The organism is Paenibacillus tyrphae (assembly GCF_000722545.1).
GTDB lineage: Bacteria > Bacillota > Bacilli > Paenibacillales > NBRC-103111 > Paenibacillus_G > Paenibacillus_G tyrfis.
This window is the reverse complement of the sequence record NZ_JNVM01000018.1, coordinates 98,673-115,340: the sequence shown is the minus strand read 5'-3', so window position 1 is coordinate 115,340 and position 16,668 is coordinate 98,673. Positions and strand designations below refer to the sequence as shown.

General features: G+C 51.8%; 10 protein-coding genes. 8 read left to right on the top strand and 2 right to left on the bottom strand.

Annotated elements, in window-relative coordinates:
• Positions 1-78: 78 nt before the first annotated feature.
• Positions 79-795 (bottom strand): response regulator transcription factor, encoded by a 717-nt coding sequence (locus ET33_RS22465; protein ID WP_025851217.1) that lies wholly within the window; start codon positions 793-795, stop codon positions 79-81.
• A gap of 125 nt (positions 796-920) precedes the next feature.
• On the opposite strand from ET33_RS22465, the gene trmL reads away from it, so the two are divergent.
• From trmL to ET33_RS22420, 8 genes are all read left to right on the top strand, one after another.
• Positions 921-1,385 carry a tRNA (uridine(34)/cytosine(34)/5-carboxymethylaminomethyluridine(34)-2'-O)-methyltransferase TrmL gene (gene trmL / locus ET33_RS22460; RefSeq protein ID WP_036687009.1) on the top strand — a complete coding sequence of 155 codons (465 nt, stop codon included), beginning with the start codon at positions 921-923 and terminating at the stop codon, positions 1,383-1,385.
• A 140-nt stretch (positions 1,386-1,525) separates the two neighbouring features.
• Entirely contained in the window at positions 1,526-1,774 is a 249-nt protein-coding gene (locus ET33_RS22455) for an AbrB/MazE/SpoVT family DNA-binding domain-containing protein (protein ID WP_179223653.1), read from the top strand.
• A gap of 404 nt (positions 1,775-2,178) precedes the next feature.
• Positions 2,179-10,326 (top strand): Ig-like domain-containing protein, encoded by an 8,148-nt coding sequence (locus tag ET33_RS36605; RefSeq protein ID WP_051775520.1) that lies wholly within the window; start codon positions 2,179-2,181, stop codon positions 10,324-10,326.
• 380 nt (positions 10,327-10,706) lie between these two features.
• Positions 10,707-10,868, top strand: coding sequence for a hypothetical protein (locus ET33_RS38990; protein ID WP_161783562.1), 162 nt, complete (start codon positions 10,707-10,709; stop codon positions 10,866-10,868).
• The gene (locus tag ET33_RS36600; protein WP_051775519.1) at positions 10,852-11,901 is read left to right on the top strand and encodes a HupE/UreJ family protein; all 1,050 of its coding nucleotides are present in this window, start codon (positions 10,852-10,854) and stop codon (positions 11,899-11,901) included. The genes ET33_RS38990 and ET33_RS36600 overlap by 17 nt, the downstream gene beginning before the upstream one ends.
• Before the next feature lie 21 nt (positions 11,902-11,922).
• Positions 11,923-12,948, top strand: a complete 1,026-nt coding sequence (locus ET33_RS22430; protein ID WP_036687003.1) for a permease — start codon at positions 11,923-11,925, stop codon at positions 12,946-12,948.
• A 28-nt stretch (positions 12,949-12,976) separates the two neighbouring features.
• Positions 12,977-13,894: a TIGR03943 family putative permease subunit gene (locus tag ET33_RS22425; RefSeq protein WP_036687000.1), complete on the top strand. Its 918-nt coding sequence runs from the start codon at positions 12,977-12,979 to the stop codon at positions 13,892-13,894.
• A 194-nt stretch (positions 13,895-14,088) separates the two neighbouring features.
• Complete coding sequence (locus ET33_RS22420; protein WP_152570684.1) at positions 14,089-14,805, top strand: cupredoxin domain-containing protein; 717 nt, start codon at positions 14,089-14,091, stop codon at positions 14,803-14,805.
• Between the two features lie 28 nt (positions 14,806-14,833).
• Here ET33_RS22420 and ET33_RS22415 read toward each other — a convergent pair whose 3' ends face one another.
• Entirely contained in the window at positions 14,834-16,405 is a 1,572-nt protein-coding gene (locus ET33_RS22415; protein WP_036686993.1) for an alpha/beta hydrolase, read from the bottom strand.
• Positions 16,406-16,668: the final 263 nt, after the last annotated feature.

Below are 16,668 nucleotides of genomic sequence, written 5' to 3'. Positions count from 1 at the left end.
CGAAGGCTGCTTTTTGTGAGGCGCGAATATAACACGAACGCCGCGGCAAGATTTGCGCGGCGCTCGTTGTATCGGATATTAGGCGTAAGATTCTTTCATGGCAGGCTCGGCCAATTTGTAACCGACGTTGCGAATGGTTACGATATATTCAGGGTTGCGGGCATTGGTCTCGATCTTGTCGCGCAAATGACTGATGTGCACGTCGACGATCCGCGTATCGCCAAGGAAATGATAGTCCCAGACGCCGTGCAGCAGTTGCTGGCGGCTGAGCACTTTGCCGCGGTGCTTGCACAGGAAGAGCAGAAGATCGAATTCCTTGGGTGTCAGCTCGATCGGCTGGCCCTTGACCTTCACTTCCCGCTGATCGGGCTGAATGACGATCTGACCGATGGAGACCGGCGTGTTCGGACTTGTGGAAGGCAGGGTTTGGATGCGGCGCAGAATCGCTTGAATCCGCGAGATCAGCTCTTGCGGGCTGAAAGGCTTCGTCATATAATCATCGGCGCCGTTATCGAGCCCGGCGATTTTGTCGGACAAGTCCTGCATCGCCGTCAGCATAATGATCGGCACGAGATTGTTCTGGCCGCGCAGCTTGCGGCACACTTGAATGCCGTCCATCTTGGGCAGCATCAGATCGAGCACGATCAGATCGGGGCGGAAATGCTGGATCGCCTGGAATACGGCTTCACCGTCATAGACGCAGTGCACTTCGAAGCCGACCAGCTTCAGGTTGAACTCTATGAGCATCGAAATTGAAGGTTCGTCGTCAACGACAAGAATTTTCTTCTTCATCATTTCGGATAGTCTCCTTTGTAGTCGCTTGGATGAGTCCATTATCTCAGGCCACTATCATCTTCGTATTAAGAAAAGGTAAAACGTATGTAAAATTAATGAGGCATACAGGAGGAAAACAGAGCAGCATGGCTTTTCATATCGTACTGGTAGAGCCGGAAATTCCGGCTAATACGGGGAATATCTCCAGAACGTGCGCCGCGACCGGCACTTGGCTGCACTTGGTTCGTCCGCTCGGCTTCAATACCGACGACCGGACCCTCAAGCGGGCCGGACTGGACTATTGGCACGCCGTCAAGCTGGAGTATCACGATTCGTTTCAGGAAGTGAAGGACAAATACAAGGATGGCCGGTTCTTTTTTGCAACGACTAAGGCGTCTAAAGTTTACACGGATTTGACATTTCAAGACGGCGATTTTCTGGTATTCGGCAAAGAGACGAAAGGACTTGCCCCGGAGATTCTGGCGGAGCACCCGGATTCGCTTATGCGGCTGCCGATGACGGACGCCGTTCGTTCGCTGAACTTATCCAATGCCGCGGCGATTATCCTGTTTGAAGCGCTCCGGCAGACCGGATTTCCAGAATTGTCCTGAAGCTTGGCCCATAAGTTACGAAAATGCGACACTCATAGAAATCAACGGAGAAAACTCGCAATTATGGGAAGGAATTTTAACATCAGCGTCGAACTATATGGAGGGCAAGCGTAATCGTGCGAAAGTGAGGTGAATTGATGATGAAACCGGCAGGAGTAGTAAGAAAAGTCGACCAGCTCGGCAGAATTGTACTCCCGAAATCGCTGCGCAAAAGATACCAAATGAACGAAGGCGATCCTGTTGAAATATTGGTAAGCGGTGATCATATCATTCTGGAGAGGTATCGTCCCCGCTGCGTATTTTGCGGCTCTATGGAGCAAGTGAGTGATTTCAAGGAAAGACACATTTGCGCCGAATGTCTCGTCGAGATGCATCAATTGAAAGGGTAATCCGCGCGGCAGCGCAGATATAGCCCGCAAATGGAAAAGCACGGTCGGATCGTTCCGTAAGGGACGCCGGCCGTGCTTTTTTTGTTTTTACACAAAAGAAGAATGTTCATTGCGAATGATGTCAAATTTTGTCGAATTCATTTAATAAAATATTAAAATCAGCTTAATAGACCCATAACAAATGTTTTTATACTTAGGAAATGTAAGGGGGGAGGATAGATTGGACGCTAAAGGAATGAAAGTCAAAACTCATTCTGTTGCTTTAGGATCGCGCAGAGAACACAGTCTGTGGTGTCGTCATTCACGGCTTCCATAAGGCGGTGGGTCGGACTGCGCTGTTCAACTTTAAGGGGAGGTAAGCCGAATTGTTTCAGTTTATAAACAGGCATAAGAAGTGGTATGCCATGGCAATGACATTTGTGATGTTGTTTTCCATGCTTTTGCCGCTATCGCTAACGACACATGCCGATACGCCGCCGCCGGTCACTTTGGTCAAATGGGACGGTTCCGGAACGGGCAGCGGTGCCGCAGCCAGCTTTACGACTGCCGGTTTGTCTGAAAACTTGAATAAGCAAATTACGACTACCGGAGCTGCCATCACCGGCTTTACTTCTGGCGGACCGGGCTCGATTCAGGTTGACAGCGCGAACAATTGGACCGTTCAAGGGTATTGGAAAGCTTCGTTTGCGACAAACGGGTATTCGAATATTACGATTTCCTCGAAGCAGTACAGCTCGGGTACCGGTCCTAAAAATTTCAAGCTTCAATACAGCTTGGACGGCAGCACCTGGAAAGACGTTGCCGGTGGGGCCACCACTGTCGGGAACGCGACTTGGGCCGGCGGTGTTCTCGATAAAGTTCAACTGCCTGCCGATGCGAACGATCAATCGCTTGTGCATGTCAAATGGCTTCTTGTCAATGACGAATCGGCGAGAAACGGTACCGGCTCGTACACGAACGATAAAATCGCAGCGACCGGGACAAGCCGCATTGCCGACGTTGTAGTCGAAGGCATCCCGACTGCATCCGGGCCGGTCAGCGTAACCGGAGTAACGTTAAACACGAACGCGGTCAATATGACGGTAGGCGGAGCCGTTTACGGACTGGTTGCGACGGTTCAACCTGCGAACGCTACGAATCCGGCGGTGACATGGAAGTCAAGCGACACCTCCGTCGCAACGGTAACTTACGGCAGCGTGACGGCGGTAGGAGCAGGAACGGCGATAATTACCGCGGCAACCGTCGACGGAAATTATCAAGCATCCGCAGCGGTCAATGTAAGTAATACGGCTGTCGGCGTAACCGGGGTGGCGCTGGACAAAAGCAGCCTAGCCTTAACGGTCGGCAGCACAGGCCAACTGACGGCCAGCGTCCAGCCATCGAACGCAATCAATAAAGCGGTTACCTGGAATTCGGACAACACGAACGTGGCGACGGTGGATGCCGGCGGGAAAGTTACGGCTATCGGCGCAGGTACAGCCACAATTACCGTTAAGACTTCGGATGGAAACTTCACCTCCTCCGCTGCGGTGAACGTATCCACTTCAACAACGATTAAACCCGGCGATGTGGTGTTCAGCCAGCTTTATGTCAACGGCGGCAACAGCGGAGCCTTTTACGATCAAAAGTTTGTCGAACTATACAATACGACCAATCAAGATATTAATCTGAACGGTTGGTCGATCGGATATACTTCGGCAGCCACCATGGACGCAACCGCCATGAAGCCGCTGTCCGGTATCATTAAAGCTCATAGCTACTTTCTCATTGGCGGCGGCAAAGGTTCGACATGCGTTACTCAAGCGCAAGCTTGTAGCCCGCTTCCGGTGCCTGTCGATGTCGATCTGAGCGGAGGAGGATTAAATACGAGCGGTTCCACAGGCGGAGCTATCGTGCTATCCCGCTCGGCCAATGCGGTGCATGCCGCTGACGACTCCAATATCGTCGATTTGATCGCTTATTCCAACGCGGCAACGACAGCTTTCAAAAATCCGTTATATTGGGGCAAACCGTTTATTTCCGACACGGTGGGCAGCGGCACCATATTGCGCAAAACAAACGTCGGCTCTGATCCGAGAGCTGCCTTTGTGTTGGGGAACGGGTGGTTTACAAAAGAAGACACTTCCGGGAACTTTGTCATCTTTGCTCCCCAATCCACTTCCAACCCTGCCGAAATTACGGTCAGAAACTCGAAATACATGGAGGCGCCCGATTCGGCGAAGATCGTTTTCGACGGCAATACTTCCGTCATCGGCCTTTCCGGTTCCGTACCGGCGAACTCTACGGTGAAGGCCTACACGGACAATGGCGGTACCGTCGTGTCCGTTGGCCAAGCCACTGCGGCAGCCGACGGCTCCTTCAGCATGACCATCGCGGGTTCAGGCAGCCAGTCGGTCTACTTGACCCATACGACAGCATACGCGCTGAAATCGCTGACTGTGCGCGAGAGCAGCTACGCCCGCGTAGACTCCGCTTCTTACAGCAAGCCTTCGGTGATGAATATCGGGGCTTTGCGTGTAAACGATGCGAATGGATTTCCGGTTCAGTTAAGCTATCCTGCGACGATCGAAGGCGTGGTCACAGCCACCCGCCCGCTCGGAAGCGGGACGGCAAGCTTTACGATCCAAGATAGCACCGGCGGCATTGAAGTGATTGGCGGAACCGGCCCGTCTGCTGCGGTTGCAGTAGGAAACAAGGTGAGAGTTTCCGGCAAACTCGCTTTTGCCGCCGGCATGACCCAGTTTGCGGCTTCCGCGATTACGGATTTGGGCCCGAGTCTGGTGCCGGACGCGAATTCGATCACGATCGATAAATTGAACACATACTTAACGGCGGAGCCGCTGGAAGGAAAGCTCGTCTCCGTCAAAGGAAAAGTAACCAATCTCCCTTCCGCCGGTCCGGATTACAACGTGACGATTACTGACGATGCAGGCAATACGTCCGTCGTTAAGATATTGGGCACGGCCGGGATCGATATGAGCAGCACGCTGGCGGTAGGCGATACGTTAACTTTTACGGGAATCGTCGGTCAATCCAAAATAAGCTCTCCTTATACGAGCGGCTATTATGTAATGCCAAGAAACGGCTCCGATATCAAAGGAGATCTGCAATTCGATCATGTCCCTTTGACCAAAGCGTATACCGGTTTGGATATACCGTTCAAAGCCATGGCCAAATATGCGGATTCCGTCACTCTTTACTATAAAAATGCAGGGGACGCCAATTATACGGAAGTCCGTATGGCGACAGCCGACAATCTCAATTACAACGCCAAAATCCCGAAAGAAAACGTAAAGGCTGCGAAAATGTTGTATTACATCGCAGCGCAAAGCTCCGGCCAAGCGGCCAAATCTTCCGGAGACGCGAATACGCCGAACAGCGTAGATATCGTTGCCGATACGGATGGCCCGGCTTATGCCAACGAGCTTCCCGCGAACCTGAGCGGCATTGAAACATACCATCCGGTCGTGTCCGTCGATTTGAACGATCAGAGCGGTGTGGATGCGTCGTCGATCACCATTTCCATCGACGGAAAAGATTTTACTTCAAGAGCCGAAAGATCGGAAAGCCGCGTTAAGCTGACGTTGACTTCGAATGACGATTTGGCTATCGGAAAACACGACGTTACGGTTTCGGCCAAAGACAAGCTGGGCAATCTTTCGACCTATACGTGGTCCTTCCAGATTGTGTCACGATTTACCGGCGGCAATCATTACCGGGGAACAACGCATAACCATACCCAAATTTCTCATGACGCCCAAGGCGACCCTGAGAAGGCTTTGCAGGCGGCTCAAGCGCATAATTACGATTACTTCGCTTTTTCCGACCACTCGCACGACATCGACTCTAGTCAGGCAGGCAAAGATTCCGTCGATCACAACGGCATGCCGGAAAGAACCGGCGGATCGGATTGGCAGCTGACCAAAAGTCTGGCTCAAAAGTATACGAAAGACGGAAGTTTCGTCGTATTCCCGGCATTTGAAATGACCTCGACGACGTGGGGACATTCCAACGTGTTCGGGACCACCAATTTTATCGACCGCGTGCAGGATGGCGGCAAGTATCAAAACCTGCAAAATTATTACGCCTGGACGCTGACCTACGATAATATTGCGGCGCAGTTCAATCACCCGGCGATGTCGGCGAACGCTTTCGACAATTTTATTCCTTATGATAAAAATGTGGACAAGCTGTTCACGATGCTTGAGGTAGGCAACGGGTCGGGGCATTACTCGTACGTTAACGCGGAAAACAAGTTTTTCAGCGCGCTCGATTTGGGATGGCATGTGGCGCCGACATACGGTGAAGACAACCATGACGCCACTTGGGGACAAACGAAGAAACGTACGGTGATCGTATCCAAAGATTTGACACAAGACTCCTTGCTCGATGCGATGCGCAAAATGCACGTTTATTTCAGTGAAGATCCGAACTTCCAGTTGGATGTGCTGGCGAACGGATACTATATGGGCGCTACCGTCGATTCCAAAACCTTGAGTTTCAACGTCACAGGGAGCGAGCTCAGTCCTTCCGATCCGAAGTACAGCAGCTACACTCCGGCAACCAATGCTAACGTCGCGAAAGTGGAACTTGTCACGAATGGCGGCAGAGTCATCGACAGCTATGTACCGTCCGGAGATGCGGCATCGTTTAATTGGAAGCCGACGGTCAATGTCGTAGGCGGACAGCAATGGTTTGTCGTTCGCGTGACCGAGAAGAACGGCGACAGAATCTACTCTTCTCCGATTTGGTCGCCGGCAGACCCGTTGTCTGTCAAAGTAAACGATTTGACGGTTGTTGAAGGAGCCGCCATCGCAGGCATTCCTGTCACGCTGAAGGCCGGAATCGCCAATCTTGGCACGATTAATCTGACGAATCTTACGGCTCATTTCTATTATGACAGCGTCGATGCGGCACACGTCATCGGAGATGCCACCATCGCTTCGCTTGCTTCCAATAAGAATGCGGATGCCAGTGTCGTATGGGCGAACCCGGTTTCCGGAGACCACAAAATTATCGTGGTGCTTCAGGCCGGAGACGGAAACGATCTGGGCGATAACAAATACGAGCAAGCGATCAGTGTGAAAGCTCCGCTCGGCATCAAAGTCATGATCGATGCGACGCATAATAACGAGAATACGACGAGCGATACGGGGACGTATGCCAACAACCTGACCTCCTTTACGCTCAATTTGAAGCAGCAGGGCTATACGGTCGCGGAAAACAAAGCAGCCCTTACCGATGCCTTGTTGAACGATGTCAACGTACTGGTGATCACGCATCCCGGCAGTACGTATACGGCCGGCGAAATTGCCGTCTTGAAAAATTTTGTTAACCGCGGCGGATCGTTATTGTTGACCGAGAAGAGCAATTACGGCGGAACGCAGCAAAATTTGAACAGTCTGTTATCGGGCGTCGGTTCGAGCATGTTGGTTAACAACGACGGCGTATTCGACGAAACGGCAGGCGGAAACTTCTGGTCCAATCCGCTAAGTTCCAATTTTTCGGTAAAGCTTCATTTGGCGCCGGTAAGCAACCGATTGACGGACTTCGTATCTTTGCTGGACTTCTACAGCGGGGCAAGTCTTGCCGGAAATGACGGGGCCGGGAACAAGATTCCGCTTGCCGACAGCAGTACCGTTACGATTTTGGCCCGGGGCAATGAATCGACGTTCCAAGATTCGCCTCAGGTAAAAGCGGACACGGTGAAATATAATGTGCAAACCGCCAACGGTAAAAACGGACCGGCTTTGACCAATGTAACCGGCGGCTCAGCCATACCGTTAGCCGCTTCGGAGCAGCTTGGCAGCGGCAGAATCTTTTTGGCGGGAATGAATATTTTCAACGACAAGCAGATGACGCAGAATGACGGCCCGACCAACAATGTTCCGTTCGCGCTGAATGTTGTGAACTGGCTTGCGAATCGCGAAGCGAAAGTCACACCGATCAGCGGGGTGCGCCAGCTTCCCGAAGGTACCCGCGTTGTCGTGCAGGGCAAGGTGACGACGACGGCCTTTTACGATTCCGCCTATGTTCAGGACGATACCGGCGGCATCGTGGCATTCAGCGAAGTGCCTGCAGGATCGCTGCAGCTTGGGGACACGATCCGCGTCTACGGACATGTAGGCACGTTCGAAAATGATAAGGAGCTTATATTCGACAGGTTTGCCAACAGTATCGTTAAAATCAGCTCCGGTCCTCCGGTGGAACCTAAGCAGATGACGACGGCGGAATCCGTTTCCGAGGCCCACCAAGGTCAATTGGTTCAGGTCAAGGGGAAAATAGCCTCCATTCCGAATGCGAATACCTATGTGGTGAATGACGGTTCGGGCGATGTGGCGGTTTTCGTTGACGGATACATTATCAACAAAAGCGGAGTGCCTGTTCCGGCGCTTCAAGTGGGAGATACGCTGCTAGCGACCGGCTTGAGCGGCAAGTACTCCGAAGGCAATCGGATTCGCGTCCGCGACACAAGCGAGCTGATGAATGTTACCGAAATTGTTCCGGTAACCGGCGTGAAGCTGAACACGAGCGCGATCAGCATGACGGTCGGCGGAACGGAAATGTTGACCGCCACTGTGGAGCCTGCGAATGCGACGAACAAAGCCGTGACGTGGAAAAGCAGCGACCCGAACGTTGCGACTGTGGACGCTAGCGGCAAGGTTACGGCAGTAGGCGCGGGAACGGCGGCGATTACCGCAACGACGGTTGACGGAAGTTATACGGCTGCCGCGGAGGTAAACGTCTCGATTCCGGCAACGAGTATCGGCGTAACCGGCGTGAAGCTGAACGCGAGCGCGATCAGTATGACGGCTGGCGGAACGGAAATGTTGACCGCCACGGTGGAGCCTGCGAATGCGACGAACAAAGCCGTGACGTGGAAAAGCAGCGACCCGAACGTTGCGACAGTGGATGCCAGCGGCAAGGTTACGGCAGTAGGCGCGGGAACGGCGACGATTACCGTAACGACGGTTGACGGAAGTTATACGGCTGCCGCGGAGGTAAACGTCTCGATTCCGGTAACGAGTATCGGCGTAACCGGCGTGAAGCTGAACACGAGCGCGATCAGCATGACGGCTGGCGTAACGGAAATGTTGACCGCCACGGTGGAGCCTGCGAATGCGACGAACAAAGCTGTGACGTGGAAAAGCAGCGACCCGAACGTTGGGACTGTGGATGCCAGCGGCAAGGTTACGGCAGTAGGCGCGGGAACGGCGACGATTACCGTAACGACGGTTGACGGCGGATACCAAGCGACATCCGTAATCCAGGTTACGCGAAGCGGCTCTGATTCCGGCGAAACCCCTGGCGGTAACCCGGGAAGTAGTACAGGCGGCGATACTACGGGAGATACCACGGGCAGCACTACGAGCGGCGGCAGCACGGGCAGTGGCAGCACGGGTGCCACTACAGGCAGCACAACAGGCAGTACAGCCGGCGCTGCCAATGACAAATCGATAACGATCAGGGAAGAGCAATTAACTGGCAGCGGAAATGGCAAAACAACCGTACAAGTTCCGGCGAATGTGACGGAGGTTAAGCTGCCTTCGACTACACCCGATCTGATCAAGCAAAACAGTCTTGAGATCAAATCGGATCAAGTCGTCATCAACGTACCGTCCGATCTGATGAAGCAGTTGAGAAGCAAGCTTCCTGCGGAAGCACAGAAGGATAGTACGATTGTGCTTACCATGAATCCACTCGGCAAGCCCGAGTCGAAGGAGCTTATCGAAAAAGGCAAGGCTGCTTCCGCCGCTGATATTAAGGCCTCAGGAGATATTTACGAGCTAAAGCTGTCGATCACGGCTGTCAATGGCCAAACCGTCGATTTGAAGACCTTCGATAAACCGATTACCATTCGGTTGAAGGTCGATGCTCGGATTAATCCAAAACTGGCCGGGATCTACTATATTTCCGACAATGGAAGTCTCGAATACATTGGAGGCAAATATACCGATGGCTACATGGTTGCCGAGATCGGTCACTTCAGTAAATATGCGGTTCTTGAAATGACCAAGTCGTTTGCCGATCTGCCGGAGGGACATTGGGCAGCGAACGTCATTCAAGAGCTGGCAGCGAAGCAGATTGTGAGCGGAACGAGCGCAACAGGGTTCGAACCAGAACGCAGCGTAACGCGCGCCGAATTCACAACGCTGCTGGTCAGAACATTGAAGCTCACGGAAAAAGGCGAAGCGCCGTTTACCGATGTGAAGCCGAACGATTGGTATGCCGAGGCGATTTCCATCGCTGTCAAAGCGGGGATCGTCCAAGGCAGGAGCGAGGCACTTTTCGACGCGAATGCACAAATTACCCGTGAAGAAATGGTTTCCATGCTCATGCGGGCGTATGAAAAACTTAAAGACAAGGCGCTGGTCCAAACAAGCACGTCATTTACGGATGAATCTCAAGTTTCATCCTGGGCCGCCGAATTTGTAAAAGCGGCCGCGGCGCTGCACCTGATTCAAGGACGCGCAGCGGACAAATTCGATCCGAAAGGGATAACCACCCGCGCAGAAGCCGCTCAAGTTATTTATAATCTATTAAATTTATAGGCGGAACCACTTCCGAATTTCAGTGTAAGCTTGTTGAGAAAGTGGTCAATTGAGGTATTAGAGGTGTACGAGGGGGTGGGGTATCCACTTCCAGTCGCTGCTCCACCCCACAAAGTGAAGTTGATTCAGAGAAGCTAAATCCGATTACTTTGCGGGGACCCCAGGCTGCAGGAAATTTTGATTTGAAGCCGCTTAGCAGCGGGTATTTCCCGCAGACAAAGGCGAACGCTGTCGCTCTTCCAGTGGATACCCCACCTCCGTATGTATCTCTATTTTTGTCCAGACCACTTTCTCAACACTTTGAGGGTGCCATTCTTTAGGGATGGCATCCCTATTATCTTAAAATTGCAAATAGCCTGATCCTGGCAAGGAGGAAATATATGTTTCGGCTGAAATCCGCATGGTGGCTTGCCATTTGTCTTACGACAGCCTTGCTGCTGCTTCTGCCGTTCCATCGGGAGGTTGACGCCCATGCTTATAGCGCAAGCTATACGACGTTAACCTTTGACAAAGGCGAGTACCGAAATGACTTTTGCGCTTGACGAATTATCCGTGATCGAGCTGGTCGGCGGAGACGCCAACAAAAACGGCATGCTGGAGCCGGAAGAATTCGATGCCGTGAAAGCCGAGCTTGCATCGGTATTGCAGAAAAATATTACCTTGAAAATAAACGGCGAATCCCAAGCCTGGACCAAGACGGAAAGCTTGGTTCTTGACCGAAAAGGGGATGCAACCAGGGTGATCATGAAGGCCACTTTCCCGCCCGTAGCCGCATCGCAGCCGATTGCTTTAGCGGATCAGCTGTATTTGAACGACGCAGCAACCAATTATGTCAATTTACTGACCATTCAGTACGGAAAACAAAAAAGCACGGCGGCTTTATCGGGCAAGAACCGGACTTGGGCGCTGCAAATGACGGAAACCGATTATGCCGGCTTGCCGCAGGATGTGCAGCCTCAGCAACATCAAAAAGCTCAGCAGGCCGGAGAAGAGCCGCAAAATGATGCGCCGGACGAGTCGAAAGCGGGCCTTGGCTGGTTCTCGTTCTTTACACTCGGCATGAGTCACATTTTAACCGGATATGATCATTTGTTGTTTCTGTTTTCCCTTTTGATCGCCAGACAAACCTTTAAGCAGTATGCCGCTATGATTACCGCGTTTACGATAGCCCATAGCATCACTTTATCCTTAACGGTATTCGGTCTGATCGATGTGCCTCCCGCTATCGTCGAGCCTGCTATTGCGCTCAGCATTTGCTATGTTGCGCTGGACAATATGATCCGCAACCAGGTCAGCTATCGTTGGGTTCTTACGTTTTTGTTCGGCTTGGTGCACGGGATGGGCTTTGCCGACGTTTTGAAGGAGATGGATATACCGCGAAGCGAGCTGGCGGTTGATTTGATCAGCTTTAACATCGGCATCGAAACGGTGCAAGTCACGATGGTCGCCATCTTATTGCCGCTCCTCGGACTTCTGCACCGCTGGAAATATTCGAAACGCGCCGTATTTGCCGGTTCCGCCACAGCGCTTGCCTTAGGCGGGATCTGGTTAGTGGAACGGCTGTTCCTCAACTAATCCGAATAAGAGGGGATTTCATTGCAAAATCCGGCCGTACAAAAAAAATCCGTCCCATGGAACAGCAATCTCCTGGCCGTAGTTTCCTTGATCGGCATTATCGTCTTATATGTTCTTTCCGATAATGCGTCTGGAGCTTTCCTTCAACATCCGAAGCTGCAACTATTCAAAATGCTGTTTCTCAGCATCATTATCGAAGCGCTGCCGTTTATTTTGATCGGAGTCTTGGTCTCGGCGGCGCTGCAGGTGTTCGTTTCGGAGCAGACCATTCAAAGAATGATTCCGAAAAATCCGGTACTCGGCATCGTTACTGCCAGCGTCATCGGGATTATTTTTCCGATCTGCGAATGCGGCATGGTTCCGGCGATACGCAGGCTGATTCAAAAAGGAATGCCGCTGTACGCAGCCACGACGTTTATATTGGTTGGGCCGATCTTAAATCCGATCGTGTTCTGGTCTACCTTTACGGCGTTCCGCAACCGGCCGGAGATGACGATCTCCCGTATGGGGCTAGCTTTTCTGGTGGCGCTTGCGATCGGACTCATCGTGTATCGGTTCGTTAAAACGGATCAATTGAAGCATAACGAAGCCAAGCTGGAGCATCATCACCACGAACATGACGGATTCCATCCTCCGGGCCGGAATAAAGGGATCGAACTGATGGGCCATGCGATAAGCGAATTTTTTGAAATGGGCAAATATTTGATGCTCGGAGCTCTGCTCGTCGGCTTGCTTCAAGCTTTCGTATCCAAAGACAGCTTGGTTGCGCTGGGTCATGTTCAGGGCAGTGCCAGTTTGCTGATGATGGGGCTTGGATTTATCCTGTCGCTCTGCTCAACGTCGGACGCTTTCGTCGCTCAATCGTTTGCCGCAACATTTTCGAAAAGCTCCCTTGTCGCGTTTATGGTATTCGGCCCTATGCTGAATTTAAAAGGAATTTTGATGATGTCGGCCGTTTTTAAACCGAGGTTCGTAGCCTTGTACAGCTCGCTCGTATTCGTCTTCGTCTATGCGGGGACTTTGCTCCTCGAATGGTTGCCATTTTAACCGGGCTTGAGGTTAGGAGGAATAAGGAATGGGCAAAGCTTATGCCCCTATCGTGCACCATTTTTTGAAATTGGCCATCCTGATCGGATTTACGGCGTTTACAGCTTACTTGACGATATCGGGAGACATTCTTCTTTTTATAGCACCGAAGCTTACATTTTATGTAAATTTGGCTGTAGCGGGGCTCGCGGTTTTTACAGCTTTTCAGCTTTATTTTTCCATTCGTTCGATCATACAGCCTGTCATTCTATGCGATTGCGGACATGGCCATGATCATTCCCATAGCCATGAGCCGCCCCGGTCTTTCTGGAAACATGCCGTCATCTACAGTTTATTTATGTTACCGCTGTTATTGGGGACATTTTTGCCGAACCAAGCGCTGGCCGGGACCCTTGCCAAGAAAAAAGGGATGACTATAGGGGGAGGAAGCGTCCACTCTGCCTCGGGACCGGCAGACTTAGTACAACTAGGGGGCGATGAGGATCCCGCGATAAAAGAGCTGTTTAAAGCCGATAAGTACAACCGGGACTACGCCCAATTAGGCATGCGGTTATATAAACAAGATTTGATCGAAATGAAGGATGAATGGTTTATTGAAAAGCTGCAAGCCCTCAATACGTTTCCGGCTAATTTTGAAGGCAAGCCTATTAAAATCAAAGGTTTCATCTATCGCGAAGCCGGTTTGCAGGAAAATCAGCTCATTATCGGCAGAATGGCGATGACGCATTGCATTGCGGATATTTCGCCTTACGGGATTGTGGCCGAGACGCCGGACGCAAGCCAATCTGCCGATGACTCCTGGGTAACGGTAACCGGAACGATCGGCAAAATGGAATATCGCGGGCAGACGGTGATCAAAATAACCGTTCAAAGTATGGAGCCTGCTGCCGCTCCAAGCGTTCCGTACGTCTATCCGGATTGGGACTTTGCTTCAAAGCTAAAATAGGCAGGCCGCCTTTATCGCCTGTAAACAGATGGAGTGGTTCTTTTATGCTGCTGAACATTGGAAGCTTCATTCTCGTAATCCTGATTACAAGCTATCCAATTTTTTATATTTATATTTATAAGGGGATGCTGCCAAAATCGGCCGGAACGATCTTGGTTCCCGTGCTGGCGGCTGTATCCGGGTCCGCATTCGGCGTGGCCGCGGCGCAAACGTTCGAATTTGATTTACTTGTAAATATGATCCCGGCCATGCTGTTCGCGATTATCGTGGGGATGGCCGGCGGCAGGGGGTTCGGCTTGCAAACCGTAGCAAACGGAGCATTGAGTGGCTTGCTTGGGGCGATGCTCGGAACGGTGGCCGGCAGCCTGTTTTTCAAATCGGGCATCGTTGTCATGGCTGCCGATATTGCATTCGTTGTACTCGTCTTTTTGATTCAAAAATGGTTAGACGGTCAGTTCACCCGTAAGGCGGCAAAAACGAAACAATCGGTAAAAAAAGCGGGCTATACCGGCACTTTCATGCTCATGGCAGCCATATTGGTTTTGGCAGGGGGCATTTTTACGCAAAAAAATCAAATCGTCGCAAGCTCAATTGGCCAGCCGCAATCTCAGCAGGCAGCAGCCGACGAAGAAAACGATCTGCAGCTGGCGACGATCGACATTACCGCAGCCGGTTTTATTCCCGGAAATACCGAAATAAAGGCCGGTTCCATGATCAAAGCGGTTTTTAATGTGAAGCCGAACGCCGGGACCGGGTTAAAACTGGTTTCAAAGGATCTCAACTTTAGCGCGGAATTAAATGAGGGGCGCAACATGTTCCTGCTCAATAATCCGCAGCCGGGTACGTATGACATCATGTTGGAGCCAAAAGGGTCTAAATGCACGTTCACCGTAAAAGCGGGGAGCAAGTAGCTTACCGGATCAGATTCAGCGCTCCCGATTACAACTGCTCCTCACACGAAGGCGGGGAGCTGTTTCGTTTTTTTCGGACCCATTTGCGCAGCTCTTTGGCGTTGCCGCTTTTCTGATAAATGGCGATCAACCGGTCATAGTATAAGGTTTCGTCCGCCAAGCCGTGCTGCAATCCGCTGAGCAGAAAAGGAACGGCTTGGCCGCCTCTTTCGGTCAGCATGCAGTAATCGGCCGCCCACAAGGTGATGCCCTCCCATAGCTGCTCGATTTTTTCTTTCAACGATAGGGAAAAAGGATCGTAGCATCCCGGCATGAACTTGCCGCTGAGCCGGCTAAGCAAATCTTCGCACAGCCCGTACTTCACCTCGCTATCCTGTTCTGCAGAGACCTGTTGCAGATCGTTCAAAAATTCCATTACATCGCAATCGACAAGATAATGAAGCTTGACGACATCTCTTCCGATCGTCAGGCACGGCTTGTCCGTATCATTCGTCTCCAGCAGTTTGGAGAAGTGGCTCAAGTACACGCGTAAATTCCGCATCGCATTCGGGTGCTCGACTTCCGGGAAGAGAGCTTCGCACAGCTGCTCCCGCGTAGCGGTCGGGTGAAAAGCCAGATAGATCATCAAGCTTTTGGCGTACCGGGTATTCCATCCGCCCGGCACGATCCGGTCGTTCAGACAGACCTCGAACTTGCCTAAGCAGCGGATGCGAATCCGGTTGCCGCTCCAATGCTCGTAGCCCTGTTTTGTCAATTGCTGGACGTGCTGCCGCAGCTCGCGGTTGATGGCGTTATTCCGTTGTCCGGAAAGCGGCTTGCGGCTAAAGGCATCGATCCAGTCGGCCGCATAAATCGGCTGATCGACGAACACCAGGCTCGAGGCGTCGGGGACGACCAAGAAGCCCGTCGTCTCCAGCTGAGCATGCGTCAGACCGGCCAGCGCCGGCGTGAAGACGGGGTCCTGCTCGCCGGAGAGCAGCAGTACAGGCTTTTGGAGGACGAGATAATCTTTCAGAAATACGGGTTTGGCCGCCAATTCCACCATTTGAACATAGGTGGGGGAATGGGCCCGTTCAAAGGCTTGCACGATTCGCTGCGTCAAGACCGCATCCTTGTGCTTGACGGACATGCGCTTCGCCATCGCTTCCCCGAGCGTTTGTCGGGCTGTTTTTTTGGCGAGGGAGGCGCGCAGCTTGTATTCTTTATGAAGCGAGGTAAGCGGCAGGTGGGCGAATGGCGAGATCAGGATGAGGCTTTCAACCATCGAGCCGTACGTCAATGCGAACTGGACGGCGAGGTGTGCCCCGAAGTCGTGACCCAGCAGGGTGACGCGGTCCAATCTCAGCGAGCGCAGCAGAGCATGGAGTTCTCCGGTCAGCAGCTCCCAAGAAATGTCCGTGTGTCCTTCACTGCTTTGTCCGTGGCCGCTTAAATCGTACAAGAGGATTGAATAACGCCACTCGAGAAGCGGGACAATGGACTGCCAGAAGGTGGAGTTCAATCCGGCGCCGTGGATCATCACCAAAGTTTTCGCTCCCTTTGCGGGGCACTCGTAATGTTCGTAATACATCAGAGAATCGGCGGAAATGAAAAACGACATAAGTCCAAAGTCCCCCTATGGGATTCAAATTTTCATTTAAATTAGTCTAATAGGACTAGGTCTTTGGATATTATATCAAATGTTTAGCCAAAATTTAATAAAGCTAGAGGAAAATTTATGAATTCTTTTGGTTTTGTAACCATTCTGTAACGCTCGCTGTGCTAGAATGCCTGTAAGGGATTGTTACACTCTTCGGTCAAGCTCATATAAAATCATACTAAAACCATATAGAAGGTGGACTTGTCAGGATGGAGCGAATCGCA